Source organism: Haloplanus litoreus, assembly GCF_045690335.1.
Taxonomy (GTDB): domain Archaea; phylum Halobacteriota; class Halobacteria; order Halobacteriales; family Haloferacaceae; genus Haloplanus; species Haloplanus litoreus.
In genome coordinates this window covers 61,168-79,698 of sequence record NZ_CP147875.1, presented here as the reverse complement: position 1 = coordinate 79,698, position 18,531 = coordinate 61,168, and the positions used below count along the sequence as shown (strand labels likewise).

General features: G+C 57.3%; 19 protein-coding genes. 7 read left to right on the top strand and 12 right to left on the bottom strand.

All coding sequences use genetic code 11. From position 1 onward, the window contains the following. Positions 1–137: 137 nt before the first annotated feature. On the bottom strand, positions 138–314 hold the full coding sequence (locus V8686_RS17050) for a hypothetical protein (RefSeq protein ID WP_340696342.1): 177 nt from the start codon (positions 312–314) through the stop codon (positions 138–140). A gap of 1,047 nt (positions 315–1,361) precedes the next feature. On the opposite strand from V8686_RS17050, the gene V8686_RS17045 reads away from it, so the two are divergent. Beyond that, positions 1,362–2,129, top strand: a complete 768-nt coding sequence (locus tag V8686_RS17045; RefSeq protein ID WP_340696341.1) for a hypothetical protein — start codon at positions 1,362–1,364, stop codon at positions 2,127–2,129. 275 nt (positions 2,130–2,404) lie between these two features. On the opposite strand, the gene V8686_RS17040 is transcribed toward V8686_RS17045, so the two are convergent. From V8686_RS17040 to V8686_RS17015, 6 genes are all read right to left on the bottom strand, one after another. Beyond that, positions 2,405–2,752: a hypothetical protein gene (locus V8686_RS17040; RefSeq protein ID WP_340696340.1), complete on the bottom strand. Its 348-nt coding sequence runs from the start codon at positions 2,750–2,752 to the stop codon at positions 2,405–2,407. 75 nt (positions 2,753–2,827) lie between these two features. Beyond that, positions 2,828–3,871, bottom strand: a complete 1,044-nt coding sequence (locus V8686_RS17035) for a hypothetical protein (protein ID WP_340696339.1) — start codon at positions 3,869–3,871, stop codon at positions 2,828–2,830. A 1,354-nt stretch (positions 3,872–5,225) separates the two neighbouring features. Next, positions 5,226–6,038 carry a DUF7847 domain-containing protein gene (locus V8686_RS17030; protein WP_340696337.1) on the bottom strand — a complete coding sequence of 271 codons (813 nt, stop codon included), beginning with the start codon at positions 6,036–6,038 and terminating at the stop codon, positions 5,226–5,228. 135 nt (positions 6,039–6,173) lie between these two features. Continuing rightward, on the bottom strand, positions 6,174–7,010 hold the full coding sequence (locus V8686_RS17025) for a hypothetical protein (RefSeq protein WP_340696336.1): 837 nt from the start codon (positions 7,008–7,010) through the stop codon (positions 6,174–6,176). A 207-nt stretch (positions 7,011–7,217) separates the two neighbouring features. Beyond that, positions 7,218–7,604, bottom strand: coding sequence for a hypothetical protein (locus tag V8686_RS17020; RefSeq protein ID WP_340696335.1), 387 nt, complete (start codon positions 7,602–7,604; stop codon positions 7,218–7,220). A 154-nt stretch (positions 7,605–7,758) separates the two neighbouring features. Then, entirely contained in the window at positions 7,759–8,178 is a 420-nt protein-coding gene (locus V8686_RS17015; protein ID WP_340696334.1) for a hypothetical protein, read from the bottom strand. Between the two features lie 96 nt (positions 8,179–8,274). Between V8686_RS17015 and V8686_RS17010 the strand changes: the two genes are divergently transcribed. Beyond that, entirely contained in the window at positions 8,275–8,877 is a 603-nt protein-coding gene (locus tag V8686_RS17010) for an LURP-one-related/scramblase family protein (RefSeq protein WP_340696333.1), read from the top strand. Between the two features lie 104 nt (positions 8,878–8,981). On the opposite strand, the gene V8686_RS17005 is transcribed toward V8686_RS17010, so the two are convergent. Then, the gene (locus tag V8686_RS17005) at positions 8,982–9,845 is read right to left on the bottom strand and encodes a hypothetical protein (RefSeq protein WP_340696332.1); all 864 of its coding nucleotides are present in this window, start codon (positions 9,843–9,845) and stop codon (positions 8,982–8,984) included. 175 nt (positions 9,846–10,020) lie between these two features. On the opposite strand from V8686_RS17005, the gene V8686_RS17000 reads away from it, so the two are divergent. Continuing rightward, a complete protein-coding gene (locus V8686_RS17000) occupies positions 10,021–10,341 on the top strand; it encodes a hypothetical protein (protein WP_340696331.1) in 321 nt (106 codons plus the stop codon). A 91-nt stretch (positions 10,342–10,432) separates the two neighbouring features. Here V8686_RS17000 and V8686_RS16995 read toward each other — a convergent pair whose 3' ends face one another. Beyond that, positions 10,433–11,200, bottom strand: coding sequence for a hypothetical protein (locus V8686_RS16995; protein ID WP_379706888.1), 768 nt, complete (start codon positions 11,198–11,200; stop codon positions 10,433–10,435). A gap of 440 nt (positions 11,201–11,640) precedes the next feature. Here V8686_RS16995 and V8686_RS16990 point away from each other — a divergent pair, with 440 nt between their 5' ends. Further along, positions 11,641–12,066, top strand: coding sequence for a hypothetical protein (locus tag V8686_RS16990; RefSeq protein WP_340696329.1), 426 nt, complete (start codon positions 11,641–11,643; stop codon positions 12,064–12,066). 146 nt (positions 12,067–12,212) lie between these two features. Then, positions 12,213–12,527 carry a hypothetical protein gene (locus tag V8686_RS16985; protein ID WP_379706885.1) on the top strand — a complete coding sequence of 105 codons (315 nt, stop codon included), beginning with the start codon at positions 12,213–12,215 and terminating at the stop codon, positions 12,525–12,527. A 197-nt stretch (positions 12,528–12,724) separates the two neighbouring features. Here V8686_RS16985 and V8686_RS16980 read toward each other — a convergent pair whose 3' ends face one another. Together V8686_RS16980 and V8686_RS16975 are read right to left on the bottom strand one after the other, a co-directional pair. Then, entirely contained in the window at positions 12,725–13,057 is a 333-nt protein-coding gene (locus tag V8686_RS16980; protein ID WP_340696327.1) for a DMT family transporter, read from the bottom strand. A 115-nt stretch (positions 13,058–13,172) separates the two neighbouring features. Continuing rightward, complete coding sequence (locus V8686_RS16975; protein WP_340696326.1) at positions 13,173–14,249, bottom strand: M23 family metallopeptidase; 1,077 nt, start codon at positions 14,247–14,249, stop codon at positions 13,173–13,175. A 256-nt stretch (positions 14,250–14,505) separates the two neighbouring features. Here V8686_RS16975 and V8686_RS16970 point away from each other — a divergent pair, with 256 nt between their 5' ends. Further along, positions 14,506–15,561 (top strand): outer membrane protein assembly factor BamB family protein, encoded by a 1,056-nt coding sequence (locus V8686_RS16970; RefSeq protein ID WP_340696325.1) that lies wholly within the window; start codon positions 14,506–14,508, stop codon positions 15,559–15,561. A 41-nt stretch (positions 15,562–15,602) separates the two neighbouring features. Here the strand turns inward: V8686_RS16970 and V8686_RS16965 are convergent, their stop codons facing one another. Then, positions 15,603–15,833: a hypothetical protein gene (locus tag V8686_RS16965; protein WP_340696324.1), complete on the bottom strand. Its 231-nt coding sequence runs from the start codon at positions 15,831–15,833 to the stop codon at positions 15,603–15,605. A gap of 1,611 nt (positions 15,834–17,444) precedes the next feature. Here V8686_RS16965 and V8686_RS16960 point away from each other — a divergent pair. After that, positions 17,445–18,329: a hypothetical protein gene (locus V8686_RS16960; protein ID WP_379706880.1), complete on the top strand. Its 885-nt coding sequence runs from the start codon at positions 17,445–17,447 to the stop codon at positions 18,327–18,329. The last annotated feature ends 202 nt before the right edge of the window (positions 18,330–18,531 follow it).

Below are 18,531 nucleotides of genomic sequence, written 5' to 3'. Positions count from 1 at the left end.
CGGGACGCTACCAAACGAGAGCAATCGTCCCCACGACTTCGTGGAGTCGTATATGGATTCTTTGGGATAGTCGGATTACTCGTGTATATGGCACAGAAGAGGCGGGCTGATGCCGATTCAATCTGACTTGTGACCACTCACTCTCCGTCACTAATCTGCTTTTTATATACGAGGTATGCCATCGGGCCCATCAGGGCAAACACTGCGGCAGTCACGGTGAGAAACAGTTCGTCCGAGTCAATAGCCAAGCTGTAGAACAGTCCGATTCCGACGAGCACGTATAATCCCGCAATCGTCCAAATTGCCCATCTCATACGTCATAATACCCAGCAGCACAAATAAATGTCTCCCAAATGATTGGCTCGACTGTCCACAAAATAGATCATTGTTTAGACGTGGTAGTGCGGTGTGGTGGCTGCCGCTGCCCTCGGCTACCTGCTTCGAGAGCCATGGATTGCGCTCGCAACGGACGCTGCCGCAGTCACCTCGGGACTCTTTGTCCTGCTGTCTCGATGCGTTCGCCATTCATAGGAATTGGACTCTGTTGAAATCCTATTGGTTCGACACTATCGCTACCGAAACAATCGATAGGTGGGTGTGTCAATGAAGCGGATTGCTATAGTTAGTTCACAAACGGCGAGCGATTTCGTATGCGATTGATGTCGGGAGAAGAATAGCGAATATCACAAGCGTGATTCCTTCTATAGTTAGCCCAGATTGCGTGAGGGCAGCATAAAAGTAGAGTGCACCGGTAGCGATCACGCTGATGATAGCCGCAACGTATCGGGGGTCAGTCCATGAGGACGGGAACTCAGTGTCGGACATCTGCCCTCATTACTTCCATCCATATGAAAAGGTCTTCCTCTGAACTGAGCGATTCGCAGCTCCCTCTGAATTAAGCAATTCTGGGAGCAGAAATACAGGTGTGCGAACCGTTCTATGACTCCCTGACAGCCATTTCTTACTATCGCATCTTCCCGGTATCGGTAAGTGAGATACCCTTCAACAGCAGGATATGCGTGACGCCCTCCACCGAGCAGCCATCGGGTTGTACGTCCTGTGGCTTCTGTTCGTCGTACTGCTCATATTCGGACGATACACCCCGTTCCCGCTGTTGGATATCGTTCACTCTGGAGTCGTGTTTGGTGCAGCTGTTTTGACGGTCATCGGGAGTGGTAAATTGCTTCGAATTGGATACCGGCGAGTCACAGGCTGAGATATTCGCACACCTCACGAACGGTTGTCAAACCGACTCGATGTCGAATTAATTGGAGTCGGTATAGCCAACCGCACGGAGGTAGCTCAAAACCCATTTTGATTTTCTGTAACGTATAACTCCGCTCCGGTAATGGTCCCTCGTGATGGCCCTCCGACTCACAAACGCGATCCTCGACGGCAGTCGACGTGTCCTGACTCGAACAGGTGGCCTACTGTTTGTAGTGTTGCTCGTTCACGAGACCCTGCTCATCACGTCGCTCAACACTGTGGTTACGGCAGCGGACCCAGCTGCGATGGGCGACGTGATCGGACTGACCCTGCCGGTCTCCGGAACTGTCGCCGGTGTGCTCCTGGCCGGGACGCTCGTATTGAACGCCGTCTACTTCGTGGTTCTCTCCCGGGCCTTCGCTCGCCCGAAATCACAGCTGTCCTCGTTCCCTGCGGACCTGGTCACTCACCGCATCGGTCGAGCGTCGCTCACGATGCTCGTCAGCGGCTGTCTCGTCCTTCTCGCGGTCATGGTCGGATTCGCGTTCCTGTTCCTGCCGGGACTGTTCCTCTCTGCGTGTTTCTTCTTCGTCATCTTCACTATCGGTATCGAGGACCGGGGCGTTATCGGATCGCTCAAGCGGAGCTGGGGTCTCTCTCAGGGGAACCGTCTCCGGTTGGTGGCGCTCGTCGTTATTATTGGGATCAGCAGTACCGTGGTTAGTTTCGCTCCAACACTCCTGCGTATGGTTGACGCACCTGTCCTCGGCGATTTCGCGACGATCCTCCTCAACAGCGCCCTATTTATCTTCGTCTACGGGATCATGGCCGAGGCGTATCTACAGGTCAGTGAAAGAGACACTGGCCTCGGCGGTACCAGCACCTCTGCGACCGTCGACACCAGAAGTTCCCCGGAGATTTAGCCGGCCCCGGCTGACGTCCCTCAGGATTCACACGACAACTTCATGAGAGAGCTCGTATGGAAAATATCCTTATTACGGTCCTCAAAGCGGGTGAACTAGTCGTCGAACTGTGGTCGACGGTTTGCGAAAAATTGCGCTCCGATGACGACACGAGCGAAGACGGGCGGGAACAGTCCCCGAACGGCGAAGATCCGTAGGCTGCCTTCACCAGTCGCCTCTGTGTCACACCAAAATATCTCTGTAGTATAGGGTCACCGGCGTCCTTCAATTGAAAGTCACGTCGAAATCCGCCCCCGTATCCGACGGTCGATTTTCCATCCCACGCCGAGGCTTCCGAGTATCGCGAGTAGACCGATCCACAGGAGGACCGCTTGGTCGGTGAGGGACAACGGGATTCCGATAGCGAACAGTCCCCATTGTAGGGATTCACGCTGTTCTCCTTCTCGGTAATGCGAGACGATTGCGGGGAGAAGAAAGAATCCGCCAAGCACCCCGGCGGTGAATCCCGTCGGAACCGTATAGCCACCAATCGACACCGTTGGGGCACTAGAAATCACGAGCACTCCTCCGCCGATAAGTACGACGAGGATACCGAGACGGAGGAAGAGGTCACGGGAGGGCATTGCATCTTGAAGTGACGTAGCTCTTGACAAAAAGGTACGTCAGCGAGATCAATATCTACAGTCGCCGTTCCGTGCCTACTGAGCCGGTTCTCGTGGCGCTGTCTGTGCGAACGCGTAGCCGTATCCGAACGGAACGACGCCGGTAACGAACCCGAGGACTACGGCAAGTGGCCCGAAAACGAGTCCAACGAGGCCGAGAACAGCCGATATTGCCACCGTGGTGAGCAGACCGATCCCGATCGTCATTCCGACGAGCCTGAGCCACCGCCGCTGGGCTGTGAGAACACCCGCAACGACACCGGACGCGACGACGGTTGCACTCGCGGGACCAGTAACGAAGCGGGTGGGGGAACCACTCTCGAAAAGCGCCGTTCCGACGAGCGCGATCGGAATCGCGAGTGCGACGATCGCAGCGGCTCGACGGACGGTCAACAGGCGATCACGCGTCGGGTCGCGGTAACGGTATGCCAGAAACCCTAGCGCAACTGCGACGTACCCACGTCCGACTGGTGTGAGTGCGAATCCAACAAACGTGCCTGCAAGCTGGGTGGCCAGCGCATCTTCGTTCTCGGGCGCGACGACGTAGTACGTCCCGTCCTGACGGTACAACCCCGACTCGACGATCGGGCCGGTCGTGGTTCCCGTTCCGATGGCCGTTTGGACTTCGGGTGACGCTTCTGACACCGGGCGAGCAACGGACGCGAACACTATTTCGGGATCCGTCTGTTGCATCGATATCGTCGCGTTTGTCGTCTCGCCGTCTGACGACAGAGCCCAGGCGTAGTAGCTTCCATTGTACCGAACGTACGGTGTCTCGATATCGTCGATCACGATGTGCAGTTCCGGCGAGAGCGTTCCGTTGTAGGTGCCGGTTGCGGCGGCGGCTCGAATCGGTTGCTGATATTGGCTGGGTGTATCCGAGAGTTGTTCGTTGAGGTCGGTCACGTTGCTCGTCGTGCGTGTGACCAGTTCCGGATTTCCTCCCGGTTCGACGGCCGTAGCCTCGTAGGTGATCGTTGCACCACCTGCCGTTGCGTGGAAGGCGAAACTGAGAGTACTGCCGACGACGAGCAGGAGGAGGATTGCGATGGTACGGATGGAGGGGAAAGAGGGGGACACGTATAGACGGTGGATGAAGGCCGTTTGAAAAGCTGTGGTTCACGAGTCCTGGTGTTTCAAAGGAGACGGAACGAGGGGCGGCCCGAATGATACTCCGTCCAGTGGTCGCGTTCCCCTCGACGTAATCTGGTACGTCTACTGAATGGCATACAGAGGACGATTTCGTAGTGAACTATCGCTGAGGATCTTCTGCTACAGCGCGTCGAAACCGGCGTTGTTTCAGACGCGTTCGTGACGTCGGTACAGGTAGTACGAAAGCGCTGGGACTGACAGAATGAACAACGTCGAAAATACGGCTCCGGCGAGATGAACGACTCCGGTCAACGCCCAAGCGACGTGTGGCGACCACGTTTGGTCTCGCTTGAGCACTCGTATATCGGCTAGCAGGCACAGGAGTACGACCAGTGCGATCAGTATCCCTCCCCAGAACGAGACGACAGTGAGTAGGAACGAAGCGATACCGACGCCGACGTTTGGATCACCTGCTGAGGTTGATACAGCGATGAATGTACGGGATCCGATTCCGGAAAGGAGAGACAGTAGGGGAACCACGGGAAACAAGACGACACCGAACCACCACGGGAATCTCGACATTCGCTGTTCGATGGGATGCAGTAGGATCGGATATACGTGGCGACACGTCTATCAACAGCCGCTCAACTATGTGGGAGTCTCCTTCTGTGCAAGTTGGTACCCTCCCCAGAGGAGGGCACTTCCCCCACCAACGAGTAAGATAATCGTCAACAGTCCGACTCGACCGCGCGAGACGTTGTATCCTCCCCACGAGAGGAAAAAGACGGCCTGAATGAGTGGATGATACTGTGACTGCCGTACGTGATCACTCGCGAGTACGAACAGATAACCGACGAGCACGACCAAGAACAGATAGCCGAGCAGTCCATTGATCCCCGCAAACTCGGGATACAGAATCGCCGCCCCGATAAAGACACTCGAGATTGTCCCTGCGAGGAGATACTGCAGTGTCTGCTTACGTGTTCGAAGTATACTCGTGGACGCTCTCTCGCTCATAGACTATCGATCACACCGCTGGATGTGCCCCACGAAGCGAACCCGGGATGGTAAGGGACGACGATTGCTTCGAGCCATCCGTACACTGCTTGGCCACGAGATCGACCCCGGAAACCCTTCTGAGTGTCTCATATACCTCCAGCAGGACGGCTCGTACCCCACCCAATTCCACAGACTGGCTCTGCCCCGTCCGGATATCCCCACCGCCGTGACGAGAACGCCACCATAGAGAAAGATCGTGAGCTGGAGTGGCGAGCTATCGACCACCGGCCACTGCGAGAGGGTGATTACAGCGACGACGAGTGCCGCGCTGGCGGCGTTCCGTTCAAGCACCATCGGTGGCTCCCGGATTGATCGTCCGGTAGAACGCGACCGAATAGACGCCGAAGAACCCACCGAACAGTGTCCCAAAAGCAATAACGAGGAGTGTAACGCCGACGACACCGGCCAGTGAGACCTCTGGAAGGGCCAATGCGCTGGTGGATTGGGGTGACGCGAGAAGCGAAGCGATCCCAAACACGCCACCGGCAACACCGCCGAGGATGCCCACGAGTACCGAATATCCAAGTGTACTCACGAGGTGGTGGCGGACGACGGAGATACTGTGTTTGAGCCCGTCGACAGCACCGAGGTCGTCGACGACGATGGCCTGGCTGTAGAACTGGACGAAGAAGACGAATAGCAGATACGCGAGGATCACGAGAGCTCCAATCAGGCCGATTATGACGAGCCCGACGATCCCGATGCCGCCTCCAGTATCGCTGAGGATCGCAAAGCCACCGAAGATCGCCACGAAAAAGGCGACGAATCCGAGCACGAAGTTGACGGCGACGAGCACCAGCGACGCGGCGAGGACCGACACGTAGTTGGTTTTCCCTGCACGGAGGAAGCTGTCGAGGGAGGTCCGTCCGTCGAGTGCCTCGTCGGCCATACCGACGATACCAGCCTGGAAGAACGGCATGACGAAGATGAACACGAGCGACAGCACCATCGAGACGATGCTGGCGACGAGTGGGTTGACGGCCTGGAGGACTAACTGCGGGATCTGGAACAGCAGTATCACGAGTACCGGGACGAACAGTATCGGATTGCGCTGGAGGGCGCTCGGCGTCTGGCGGAGGGCTTTCAGGACGGCCATGGTCAGCGTTCATCTAGTAATCTGATAAGCATTCCCCTGTATCTGTCGCCGGGGTCGTGATCCTATCCATCTAAGAGAGTCCCAATAGTGGTCCTTCGAATGATTATGGACACTCAGTGAACTCTCCCGGGACGATCAGGCGCTGTATGCGTACCAGAGTAGCAGTAGCCCAAAGAGTCCGAACATCGCTCCTGCGTACAACGCAACAACCTGCCCATCTCCCGGCGGAAGAATCAGCCAGAGAATCGGGCCGATACCAACCATGCCGAGGCCAAACAGGCCGGCGATGAGTCGTTCAGTTCGGCCGATCGTCGAGCGTTCTTGGTTCGAAGAGTTTGCCTCCGTAGCAATCAGTTCCGAAACGACATCGAGATAGTTGGAAGGGAGGATTATGATACGGGATGCGGTCGGAACACCCCGTGTATACGAGAGCCAGCACACGGCGACCGTACCGACGGAAACCGCCCGGAATGCGTTGATAGCTTCGAGAGGAATTTCCGTTTCATCGACGACGAGTCTTCCCACCGCTAGGTCAGCGTGACCACTCGTCGGGAATGCTGCGGTGATGACGAGCGGCGCCCAGCTGGCGACGAACACCACGAACGGTGCGGTGGGGTGCAACTGCGCGCTCCCGAGAAGGATGAGTGCGCCACACACGCTCCCGATAATGAGCCCGCGCCGCGAGTATCGGTTCCAGAACGGGTCGGTGAGGTTCGTATCGAGTAATGCCAGAATATAGCGACGGGAAAACAGTGCCAGTACCGCGACGACGACAATCCCTACTGCCCGAGCGGGGTCGCCATCCAGCACCGCCGATACGACCAGCCAGAGTAGCAATCCACCGGCGAGTATACCGAAACCACCGAAGATACAGGGACCTACATACGCGAGAATCTGTAAGAGAGGGGAGTCTGTCACGTCAAGTTCCCAGTGGACTGTGACGTTACCCGCGTCGGAAGTAGCCTGCACCATCAATACACCAATTGAACTCTCGTATACCGAACTACCCGCACTATTGGTGAATAACTTCGGGTGAGACCGCCACTCGTGATATCAGTCACGTATTACCGAACGGCGGTTCGAAACACGCGGAAAACGACCCCGACCCCCTTACGACGAGGTCTGTCCATAATGGCGGATTGACGTGATCGATACGCGCCCTGTATCGGACAGTTCGTGTCAGGTCCGCCCAGCGAACGCGGTCAGTTCTCCATCCGCGCTGACCTCGACGAAGACGTCTCGTATTCCCGTCCCCGGTCCGACCCGTATCTCGGTTCGAGTTCGATCTGCGGTGTCAAGTTCGGCTTCGAGGACGGCCGAGCCAGCGGATCTCGGATTTTCGAACGTTGTACTCGACGATTCGTCTGCCGACAATGTGACTGTTTTGTCCACGAGAACTCGGTTCTCGAACGAGATGGTCACCGACAGTCGATGTGTGGTCTCATCGTTGTTTGTCATGGTGACGTCAACCTCGTTGCTCGTTCCGCCGAATCCGAACGTACATCCACCCAGTGTCGCTATCCCGAGACCGGACAGCTGGAGGGCTTTTCTTCGATACAGGGACATGGGCTTCGACCTCGGTAACTACGTCTCTCTGACTACCTGTGTGAACTGTGGTTTTGTTAAGTTACGCGCCAAGTCGACGCTATACGTCCGACATCCCGGGTGGGGTTGGAAGTACTACGTCGCCTGTTTTGGTTGGGTTTGGGGCATGCGAGCATCAGGTCGTAGCGGAGCGGTGACGAAGTGCGGTTTCGATGCCGCCGATGAGTCCGCTTACGGCAACGATCCCGACCCAGAGGAGGATGTACCAGCCGAACGGGGTGGGGTCGACAGGGGTCGCACTGGTCCGGTGTGTCTGCCAGGTCAGAACCGTCGACAGCGTGAGGAGACTGCCGACGAGGAGGAGTGGTGAAACGGTGTGGAGTCTCACGTACAGTATTCCGGGGATACTCCCGAGAAGTACCATCCCGAGGACGACGTAGCTGACGTACAGCGGTTCGGTGGCGAATGCAGCGAGTAGATTCTCGAACCCGAAATAGGTCCACAACTGCGCGGCGATACCCGCGTGGACGAGGCCAGCACTCCCGCCGACCGTGATCGAGGGTAGGATCGTATTGGGATGGAGGGACGGCTTCATACGTGCGTTGCTGGTATTATCTCAACATCAAGAGCCTTGCTCCGATGTATCGGCCCGAGCAGAAAACTTTTCTCCGAACGCGAGCCACCAGAATCCATGTCCGTGCCCTCCACATCCGGATCGGCGTCGACTCCGTACGACATCTCTACGGTCGATCTCGACGACGATCGCTACGAGGTCAAGCAGTCGGCGATCCGGAACAAGTACGTCGTCCGCGACAGCACCGGTGACGTCGTCCTGCGCGGGAAGCAGAAGATGTTCAAGATGAAGGAGGAGTTCCCGTTCGTGAACGGCAACGGCGAGGACGCGTTCACGGTGAAGGCCGGCGGGATCATGGACATCGCAGGGAACTACACGATCACGGACGCGGGAACCAGCGAAGAGGTCGTCGTTCTCGACGAGGATTTCTCGCTGTTCGTGGAGAACTGGACGATCCGTGACCCCAACACCGGGGAGGCGCTGGCGACCATCCGGTCGAAGAGCAAGCCCCTCGCGGCGCTCCGGCATCTCGTCTCGGTTGCGAACTTCATCCCGAACAAGTACGAGATATTCGACGCCGACGGCGCTCACGTCGGCGACATCGAGGGACAGTTCTCGCTGCGGGACACCTACACGGTCAGCATCGACGACGCGAGCACTGTCCCGAAAGAGGCGGTGGTCGCAGCCGCGTGCATCCTCGACGCCCTCGAAAATCAGTGAGCTGACATCCCATACGCTGTGGTCCTGTCGCACCCTCCTGTTCGTTGAGGGGTGAATGTGCCCGGTCCCAACTATCTCACAGTCCCACAGTCGCAGACTCCGTGTCACAGGCGGGACTCGAACCGCCGATAGATCTCGACTCGCCGCAAACTGTACTCGACACCGCCCGCCACGAGCAGGATACCCAGATACAGGAACCAGCCACCGAAGTAGAGCGCGTGGGGACCCTCGACGCTCGCCGTGAACTCGGCCCGTGCGTCGAGCAGAACGAACAGCGTTAGCAGCGTCGCTGGCGCGACCAGTCGGTGGCGAACGAGCAGATACAGCGGGACAGCAGCGAGGACCCACATGCCAGCAGCCCCGAAGAGATACAACGCCCACTCCCACCCACCAGAGACCGTCACGCCGAGTCTAGCGGCGAACCACACCATGGCCGCTGCGTGGAGAACCCCGCCCGTCGTCGCCACGGCTGCCGCCCGTCGACGCGACGCCGGGATCGGTAGTTCCGGAACTGTCCGTCCGACGGCCGGGAGGACGTGCCACGTGCTTCGGACGACGTACTCGACGAGGCCCAGAAACAGGAACCCCACCGTCCAGACCGACGCGTTGACCATATACCGGACGATGTAGAGGCCGTCCTCGACGACGGTGATGCCGGTCGGTTCGGCGAGCCGTTCGAGTTCGGCCACGTCTCGAAAGGTCGGCCCGGGCGGGGTGAGTTCCATCCCGAGAACGTAGCCGGTCGTGACGACGAGCACGACAAGCGGTGCGGCGAGTCGATACCGTAGTGCGAGCCACACCGGAAGCGTCGCCACGACGACGAGGCCCCCGTACCGCCAGCCGGCCCCCAGGAGCGAGTACTCGGTCGGGCCGACTGCATAGCCGAGGTGGAGCGCGACGGCAAGCAATCCTGCTGCGTGCACCACGCCGACGACGAGACTGATGACGAGCGGACGTCTGGAGGGCATCGTCCCGACTGTGTTCCCCAGAGATTTCGGTGTTACCACTCCGGAGTTTCAGTGAGTCTGCGAGGCTCTGTTGAAATCCGACTATTCAGACCAATTATAGTCCGACACAGCTAGTTGCAGAAAACTCTGAACTGATCGGGGCAATCCTCAATATCCTCTCAATTCTAGTACTACTATGGGGAAGAGATACTCCACGCTCGATATTCTCAGAGGTGTATCTGTTGTCGCAGTCGTATTCCTCACACTCATCCTTCTCGCAATACTCCCGTCCCCCGGCTATCGAACATCGCGGCTGGTGCTGTTCGCTATCGTCATTCTTTTTGGATGGATGGGAGCGGCTGGTGCGGTGTTTAATCGGTTCAGTCTCTTACTGATCGGTGCCGTCGGTCAGTTTCTTCTCGGGTTTTGGAACTTCACAATTGGGCTGGTTATGCTACCGACAGGAGCTATCCTGTTGGTTACTGCCTTGCTTCACCGAGAGGAGGCTAACAACTGATTCGTATCCTCACTGTACTGACCGGATTTAGAGTCAAAATACCTCTTACTACGGATTTTAACGGAGCAATTTGCGACGACTCCTCCCGATATTACCCCATTCGGGTACACAGGGAGGTAGAGGGCAAGCCGACCATCTCGTTGGGATACAGCGTCTGGACCGTCACGTCGCCGCTGTGAGTGATCAGGACGGCGAGCGCCCACCAGGTGGGGTCGGTCGGCCCGGACAGCGACCAGTCGTGCTGGACCTGGCCGCCGTCCGTCGTCGACACCGAAAGCGAATACCCACCGGTCGTCCGAGTCACCCTCGGTTGCATAGTCAGCGGGAGCGAGGTCCGGTAGTCTCGATCCAGTATGGCCTCCCCAGCGGCATCGGAGACACGGACGTCGACCTCGTGACCACCCTGATCCGGCTGGTCGTAGTTCGGCGGCGTCTCGAAATCGTAGATCTGGAACCGTGCCGACGATCTATCCTCGTCCCCCTCATCGGCGTCGGTGACGACCGGCTCCGCACACCGGTAGGCGTTGAACGGAATCCGTCGGTGAGTATCCGACCCGACGAAGTGGGCGACGCTGGCGGCGTTTCTCCCTGCGCGCCGCGGTGAGCCGTCCGGGTCGTAGTACTGTGCGGAGCCACGACACGTCGACAAGAGGTAATACCCCTCATCAGTAGTGTACACCACGGCAGCGTCCGTGGACTCGACAGTGATATCGGTGGCGGGTTGGGTAGTTCCGAACCCGTCGACGAGTTCGTTGTAGACGTACCGCCGTTCGTGTGTCTCGACGAACGAGAGCGCGGCCGCCTCCTCCGAGACGTCATCCGGGGTCGGTAGTGACTTTTCCTCAGTGAGGGTGTTCACGTCCGGTGGCGGTGTTGGCTCGGGCGTCGGACTCGGGTCACGAACAGGACCGGAGGTCGTCGAACACCCGGACAGCCCTCCGGTTCCACACGCGACTGCTGCGAGGAAGTCACGACGTCTCATCGGTACCACATGACCGAATATTGTTGGGAACGGTCGAACCGATTGGAGGGCACGGAAGGTGTGTACGTAGACCGGATATTCAAGCCTCACGGACTCGTCACGTCAGTTGTAGGGTCGTTGCGCGACGACCGGGCTGACGTGAACTCTTGATGAGCGGACCCCTGAACAGGTTCGATGTGACTCGGTACTCCGACCGACGACGAGAATCGATTCGAGATGGTTGTACGGAGTACACTGTCCCTTCTCGTCTCGAGGAGTACACACGCCACGGACGACAGCATCAACTACCCGTGTGCTGATCGATGATTATACGCCCTATGCCCCTCCACTCCGAACTCACAATCCGCCGAACGAGGCCCGTCGTCGTGATTATCGGCGGCATCGTGTACTCGATCCTGGTTTTGTCGTGGCTCTTCTCGTCAGGTGTTTCCATCTCCGGTCGTGGAATTGTGGCAGTAATCGCGTTGGGATATGCCTGGCTCGGGATGTTTCTGACGGCCGCCGTACCCCTGTATCTGTTCGCACGCTTCTCACTCCTCACCCCACCGCTCGTAACGCTCTGGATACTGGGGAATACGGTGTATCAGTGGCTGTACGGGGCACACCTTCACCCTCTCTCGTCGTACCTGACCGTCTGGCCACTGCTCTTGGGCGTTACGCTGGTGATCACACTCGGTGAAACACTACTGAGAGTTGCTCTCGACCGTACGTTCGGGCGGTTTGGACTTCGTCCGGTATTCTAACTACCGAATTCGGGCAGCACTCGTCTCGAGTCCCTACCCCACGGTGTCACAGATCCATGCTCCACTCGAAGAGTGTTTTCTCGGGATTCGGCAGTGTCTCGGGCTCTATTTGCTGTTTTGGACTTCGCTGTAGACGCCTGGTTTCCGTGGAACGCCCGCTCGCCGCAGGTTCCATTCAGTTACTGAAATATGAGAACTTGATCGATACCGACCTTCTTTTCGGTAACGTGCTCGTACTGACACTCGATTTTGGTCTCATGACTCAGAACCCGCAGACAGGAGCGCTCTCCAATATTAATCCCCATTATGTAGCCACGCTAGCACTGATTCTCGCACCGATGGGGGCGATCCTTGGGGATAGCTTCACATCACACATTGTTCGAGATGAGTTGATGGCAGTCTGGCTTACGATTGCTGGACTGATGATTCTTGGAACTTACGCGCTCTCACTTACTTCGTAGAAGAGGACGAAGCCACGAGGGCACGTTGCTGAAACTACTTCCTCAATAAAGCGAAGCACCCGAGATGGTGGGCGGGCCTGCATCCGAGTTAGCGACCGGTCAGACCTGTAACTCACTGATGATCGTAACAGAGCTAGTCTTTCCTCCTTCCGTGGTACCGATCTGCTCCAGAACGTGGGCGAGTGAGACGGGACCGTTCAGTGAGTGGACATCCCGGAGACGACGTTGAGGCAGTACACACCGGAGATGATGAGACCGATACCCACGACTCCTGCGAGATCGACCGGCTCGTCGAAGGCGACGACGCCGATAGCCGCGATGGCGACGATCCCGAGTGCGGCCCACGTTCCGTAGACGACACCGACCGGCAGATCCTCCAGCGCAAGCGAGAGGAAGTAAAACGCGGCACCGTACCCGACGAGGACGCCCAGACTCGGCAGCGGGCGTGAGAATCCCTGCGAGAGTTTGAGCGACGTCGTCCCGATGACCTCCGCGAGAATTGCCGTCCCGAGCACCACGTACGGGTTCATACGACGGGCTCGTCCTCCCGGTCCGGTAGTTGTTTCGACCGTCGCGTCGAGGTTCGGTTCTGCTCGATGCAGTCCCCCGACAGTAGCCCCCGTATCGCTATCCAGCCGTTCGTGTTCACACGTCCGGTGGTAGGTTGGACGTCACGATCTGTCCACAGTGGACATACGTCTTCGCCCGCTCGTTTCGGGCCAGTTCGGGATGATCCGTCGCGGCGACGAACTGGACTGGGAGCCCCGCTCCAACGTATGGTATCTTGTGATCCTGAACGTGAAAGTGAAGGTGCGGTTCACTCGAATTTCCCGAATGGCCACAGCGGCCGATTTCTTGTCCTTGCTCGACGTGTTCTCCGGGGGTGACGCAGACGCTTCCCTTCTTGAGATGAGCGAGAAAGCTGTACGCGCCATCAGCGTGCTCGATGACGACGTAGTTGCCTGCCAGTCGGTACTGGAGAGGATCGATCCAGCCAGTCGTGCGATGGTGGTCACGGTGGCCGTCTTTTGCACGAACGACTGTGCCGGCAGCCGGAGCGAGGATCGGTTCGTCAAAGCAGTAAAACGAGTCGAGCCCGCCGCTGCCGTCGTGTGTCCGTCCGTCGTTATCCGTGATGACGAAATCGTGGGCGTACCGCTGTCGAACCGGGAACCACGAGTGGGAGTACCGCTTGTCCGGACTCCCGTTGACGACGGTCCACTCCCCATCGAACGGGAGCCGATACTCGACAGTGGATTCGTACGTTTCGGGGTGAGGAAGCCGGCCAGCGTGCCTGACGAGCGCCACGATAGCCCCCGCTACTTGGAAGATACCTCGAACCGCGATGTTCGGATGGACGAGGATCAGCAGGATCTGGAGTTTCTTGAGAGCCCCCGGTTCGTATGCCATCTCGATCCAGTGGCGCGGATCGTCGTCAGCGTAATATGACTCCGTCTCGGTCCGTTCTCCGGTCAGACGGTGGGACAGGGAGCGAACACTATCTCGGAGCCCACTCAGTACGACGAGACCGGGCGGCACGAGGAAGAGCAAAAAGAAGAGGTAGAACAACTGGGTGAGTTCGAAGGCCTCGTGGACGAACTGCAGATACTCGAGAAAACCCAGGACACCGAGCAGACCCAACAGAAACGAACCCCGTTCTATCCGGTCCGTCAACGATTCGTCCGCCGACGAGTCGACAGGGTGAGAGATAGAGACGCCCATCGTTATTTGGTTTTTGAAGCGGTATTTGTATAGCTTGGGCGGTTGCTGTGGCCGAACACTCGTGAGGCAATTGCGGTGTTCTGGAGTGACCGAATGCGATCGCTCACGACAATTCGTAGTGGTACGGTGGCGACGATGACGTTGCAGGTACTGGGGTTACAACGGAGGGAGAACTGAGAGGAACTGTAAGGTTGCTCCCCCAAGGGGTATCAGCACAAGGAAGAAAGTACTTTTTTGACCACTACCTCAACGAGGTATGGTCTCCCGCAGAACTGCGCTCCAATCCATCGGTGCCCTCCTCGGCGGCTTCAGTGCCGGCTGTATCGGCCAGTCAGGTCCGACGAGCGATCGAGTTCAGTGGCAGCGACGGATCCGTGGGACGCCACTCCTCGACGACGAAACGATCTACATCCTCGATCGACTGACGCTCTATGCGTTGTCGCCGACCGACGGAAGCGACCAGTGGACGGTCGCCTACGAGGAAGACGAATTCGATGAACACCTCTGTCTCCGCAGCGAACTCGCCGTCGACGAGCGTCGGATCTACGTCTCGGCGTGCGACGGACTCCGTGCCCTCCGTCGATCGGACGGCGAGCAATCGTGGTCTATCGACTCCCCGCTCAGGTCGGGCGTGACCGTCAACGGGGGACGGGTATACGCGAATAGTGACGACCTGTTGGCTATCGACGCCGACGGGGGAGAGATAGACTGGCGCGTGTCGACGGGTGGCGAACACCTCACCAGACCGGCAGCCACGAAGGATGTCGTCGTCTTCACGAACCGAGTCGACGGCGTCGTCACCGCGTTCGACACCGACGGCGAGCAACGGTGGACACATCATACCGACACCGAGACCCGGAGCCCGACGATCGCCGACGGAACCGTGTACGTGGCCACTGCGCCAGTCCCGGGTCGCGAGGGACGATTGCTCGCGCTGGATATCGAAGACGGAAACATTCAGTGGAACGTCGAGACGCCGTCACTGAAGCGCGGGACGCGTCCCGTAGTCGGCACGGACGCGATCTACCTCGGCTGTAACGGCCGTGACAACGGGCGTCTGGTCGCCCGAAGCCGGCAGGACGGGTCCGAGCGGTGGTCGTTCACCGCCGATAACCGGAGCGTGTACGAACCGGTAGTCGACGACGGAACCGTCTACGCTGGTTCGAACGACAATACTCTGTACGCGTTCTCGCTCACCGGAGAGAGGAAGTGGACGGTCGAGACGAACAGTACCGTCGGATCGGTCGCCGTGGGAGACGGGTTCGTCTACGCGGCGAACAACGAGCGGCTTTTCGCCGTTGAGCGAACGTGAGCGAAACGAGGTGTATACCCTGAATCCAACTATCTCCGTATCTATCGACTGGCGTTTTTCGACGGGTCCTCTTCTGTTTTCTTAGGGAGATTTCTCCGCTCTGCGAAATAGTAGAGTATCACGACGAATCCTGCGGCGGGTATTACGACCCCCAACCAGTACACTTCTGGGTCCTTGAGATCGAGTCGTTTCGCGTCGAAATACATCACGATCCCGATTGGAATTTGGATAGCAACAGCGCCAACGAGGAGGAACGGGACCAGATCGGACATGGCTCCCCGTCTATTGCGCGGTGTCATTAACTCTCTGTCAGGTAGAGTAGAATCTACAATGCGTATCTGCAGTCAGTTAGACGCCGACCGGTCGTCGAGCATCTCGGGAAACTTCCTTGGAAATTCGTCAAGTACAGGCGATCTGTCTCTTAGAGGACTCCTGTGATGCCAATAAATAGAAATACCACACCTAATCCTCGATAAAGCCAGATGGGGATACTGGACTCCCCAGATTGGTTGGACGATGAACGCCGAAGGAACTCAAATCCGAAGCGGTGAATTCTCCTAGAAAGTAAGATGTAGGCAATACCCAGGATTACAGCTGTGGCGTATCCGGCTTGCCACAGAATACTCATATGTCGTATTTGGATAGCGCCGATATGTGTTTAACGGTCAATACGCCAGAGGAGATACCTGGTCTTTCAGAGCGGCAAGCCGCGAAACGGCTGACGGTCGATAGCACTCGTTAAAGCAAGAACGAATACGAACGCATCTGGCCGAATCGGCACTATAGGCGAAGAACCGAATAACTCTCATCAATCAGATACAACATGGTTGTATGTCTGACCGCACCGATCGACTACTAGCCGTTCTCGTTATGCTGCTTGCGTTATTGGTCGTATCTCAAACTACTGTTGTACCGCGAAATCAACTGTTGGGAACAATTGGACTTCTGGCTGGGGCCGTCGCTATCGTATTCGCGTTCTTTGAGTTGGTGAGGGCGTTCTAAACTCTGCCGTCTGAATCGGCGGATTCTCAGTCCTTCGAGTGTTATCGAATAATCAATAGTTCAGTTCGGTACACAACAATATAGGCCGTCAGAGAGGCCGTGACCCAGAGTACTGCTCGTGGAACCGGATTACTTCCCGAGAACGTCAGCCCTGATACGAGTATCAACAGCATCCCGATAACCCCCTCCCTAGCGCAGAGGCAAAAAGAACGAACACGTATTCACCGAGTTGACCGAGTGACCAGTCCCCGAAACGATAGGATACGCCCGCCGATCGCCAACACACCAGTGACCACATTGACTGCTGTAGCCGAAACCGGCGCCCCGAGTACTGCATTCCCGAGCGAGACTAGCGGATACAACGCCAGTACGAACCCCAACATTGCGAGGAGGAAATTAGTGGTCGCTGACACTTAAGAGCCCAATTCTCGCTCGACAGGTACCATAGTTAGGTTTCGTATTGGCACTATGAGACGTTTGTGGTCACGAGAGTTACCATCGCCGGCAGGTCGTTTTCATCAGGCTCCAACACGCCGTCAGTCGTAGCACTGACTCTTACACAACTGGCAGCGCTCGTACTCACGCCTGCTGCGGAGGCCGTTCCCGGGACGATGATCACGGCGTCGTCAGTCCGGCTGAATCCCTGTGTTCGCCTCGGGCACTGGGTACGATTTCGTCTCTGCTATCACTGTACAAGCTCCGTTGAAATCTATTCTTCAGACATAACACAGTATGAAACAGCCATTCGTTGAAGACTGTGAATCGAATCCCAGTCACGAGCGAAACGAGGGAACGTTCATCCCTGTATATATCAATGGAGCGGCCTACCGCTTGATATGAAATACCCTCCAAACGATAGCACTCGACGGCAAGCGCTTCAGATGATCGGAGGTATCGGCATTACAGCCACCGCTGGATGTCTCACGCCGTTCTCACGATCGGACTCCTGTTCGAACTCGAATGAGGGTAGCTTTTCACTGGATGGAGCAACGGCGACCGGCATCTCCAACGAGTTTAGCACACCACTCGACGGGTTGCCTCACGCTACGCAGGTCGCCGTTACCGACGCACTTGATGCGAATACTGGTGAATCTACTTCCCGGGGATACTACTCCCCAGATCCACAGACGGACTTCGTCGTTACGGGACCTGAAGCGCGCTACTACCGTATCGAAACGACCGATCACGACGGAACACAGACGACCGGTTACGAATACTCGGTCGAGATCGATGTCGATGAATCCGCGCTCTCGGATGGTGCGACAGTCCGTTCGTTTACGGAATTACCTGCTCACGATCGCGAGTCGCTCCGCAGTGCGATAGAGAATCCGGGGCTCCTTCACGCACCACATTACACGTCGTTCTCGGTCGTGTTTGCATACGAACACACCGATGTACGGGCTCAGTCCGTGTTTATCCCGGATGGTGCCACACATTATCTGGAATGGGATGAGACGTTGCTTCGATTGACCTTCGAGGAGCAACAGATGGTCGTGATCACGAGTACAACCGTCTCGACTGAACTCGTTGCTACTTCGCCGGACGAGTTCAAAGAACATATCGGCGACAACCGCGGCGTCGTTCTCGACTCCCTTACGACCCAACAACAGGATATCGTGGCCCAAGCGATCGATGGAACGTACAACGAGTGTAAACCGTATTCGGAACCGTTCAGCGATCTCCGCGAACGACTCTCCGTACGTGACCATCGCGTCGTGTTACTCGTTCAGTACGACGGCGACTGGTACTTCGGCCGTTTGCATTGATCGCAAGCAGGTCAGAACATATCACTTTCTGATCACCCCAACAGAGCAAGAGAAATGAACGTGAGATCATGACCGTATAAATCGTCCTATAGCGGTCTCGATTTTTAGTGAAATTCTACCGTTCTCCGACAATAAACTCGGGGACGAAGACGATAGTGGCGAGAAGACCAATCAAGACGAGTATCGCCGTTACGCGGACGAT

What these genes read in the sequence shown, in the direction of transcription:
- V8686_RS17050 (WP_340696342.1), bottom strand. Translation starts at nt 314, where the DNA reads ATGAGATGGGCAATTTGGACGATTGCGGGATTATACGTGCTCGTCGGA.
- V8686_RS17045 (WP_340696341.1), top strand. Translation starts at nt 1,362, where the DNA reads ATGGCCCTCCGACTCACAAACGCGATCCTCGACGGCAGTCGACGTGTC.
- V8686_RS17040 (WP_340696340.1), bottom strand. Translation starts at nt 2,752, where the DNA reads ATGCCCTCCCGTGACCTCTTCCTCCGTCTCGGTATCCTCGTCGTACTT.
- V8686_RS17030 (WP_340696337.1), bottom strand. Translation starts at nt 6,038, where the DNA reads ATGGCCGTCCTGAAAGCCCTCCGCCAGACGCCGAGCGCCCTCCAGCGC.
- V8686_RS17025 (WP_340696336.1), bottom strand. Translation starts at nt 7,010, where the DNA reads ATGGTGCAGGCTACTTCCGACGCGGGTAACGTCACAGTCCACTGGGAA.
- V8686_RS17020 (WP_340696335.1), bottom strand. Translation starts at nt 7,604, where the DNA reads ATGTCCCTGTATCGAAGAAAAGCCCTCCAGCTGTCCGGTCTCGGGATA.
- V8686_RS17015 (WP_340696334.1), bottom strand. Translation starts at nt 8,178, where the DNA reads ATGAAGCCGTCCCTCCATCCCAATACGATCCTACCCTCGATCACGGTC.
- V8686_RS17010 (WP_340696333.1), top strand. Translation starts at nt 8,275, where the DNA reads ATGTCCGTGCCCTCCACATCCGGATCGGCGTCGACTCCGTACGACATC.
- V8686_RS17005 (WP_340696332.1), bottom strand. Translation starts at nt 9,845, where the DNA reads ATGCCCTCCAGACGTCCGCTCGTCATCAGTCTCGTCGTCGGCGTGGTG.
- V8686_RS17000 (WP_340696331.1), top strand. Translation starts at nt 10,021, where the DNA reads ATGGGGAAGAGATACTCCACGCTCGATATTCTCAGAGGTGTATCTGTT.
- V8686_RS16990 (WP_340696329.1), top strand. Translation starts at nt 11,641, where the DNA reads ATGCCCCTCCACTCCGAACTCACAATCCGCCGAACGAGGCCCGTCGTC.
- V8686_RS16980 (WP_340696327.1), bottom strand. Translation starts at nt 13,057, where the DNA reads ATGAACCCGTACGTGGTGCTCGGGACGGCAATTCTCGCGGAGGTCATC.
- V8686_RS16975 (WP_340696326.1), bottom strand. Translation starts at nt 14,249, where the DNA reads ATGGGCGTCTCTATCTCTCACCCTGTCGACTCGTCGGCGGACGAATCG.
- V8686_RS16970 (WP_340696325.1), top strand. Translation starts at nt 14,506, where the DNA reads ATGGTCTCCCGCAGAACTGCGCTCCAATCCATCGGTGCCCTCCTCGGC.
- V8686_RS16965 (WP_340696324.1), bottom strand. Translation starts at nt 15,833, where the DNA reads ATGTCCGATCTGGTCCCGTTCCTCCTCGTTGGCGCTGTTGCTATCCAA.
- V8686_RS16960 (WP_379706880.1), top strand. Translation starts at nt 17,445, where the DNA reads ATGATCGGAGGTATCGGCATTACAGCCACCGCTGGATGTCTCACGCCG.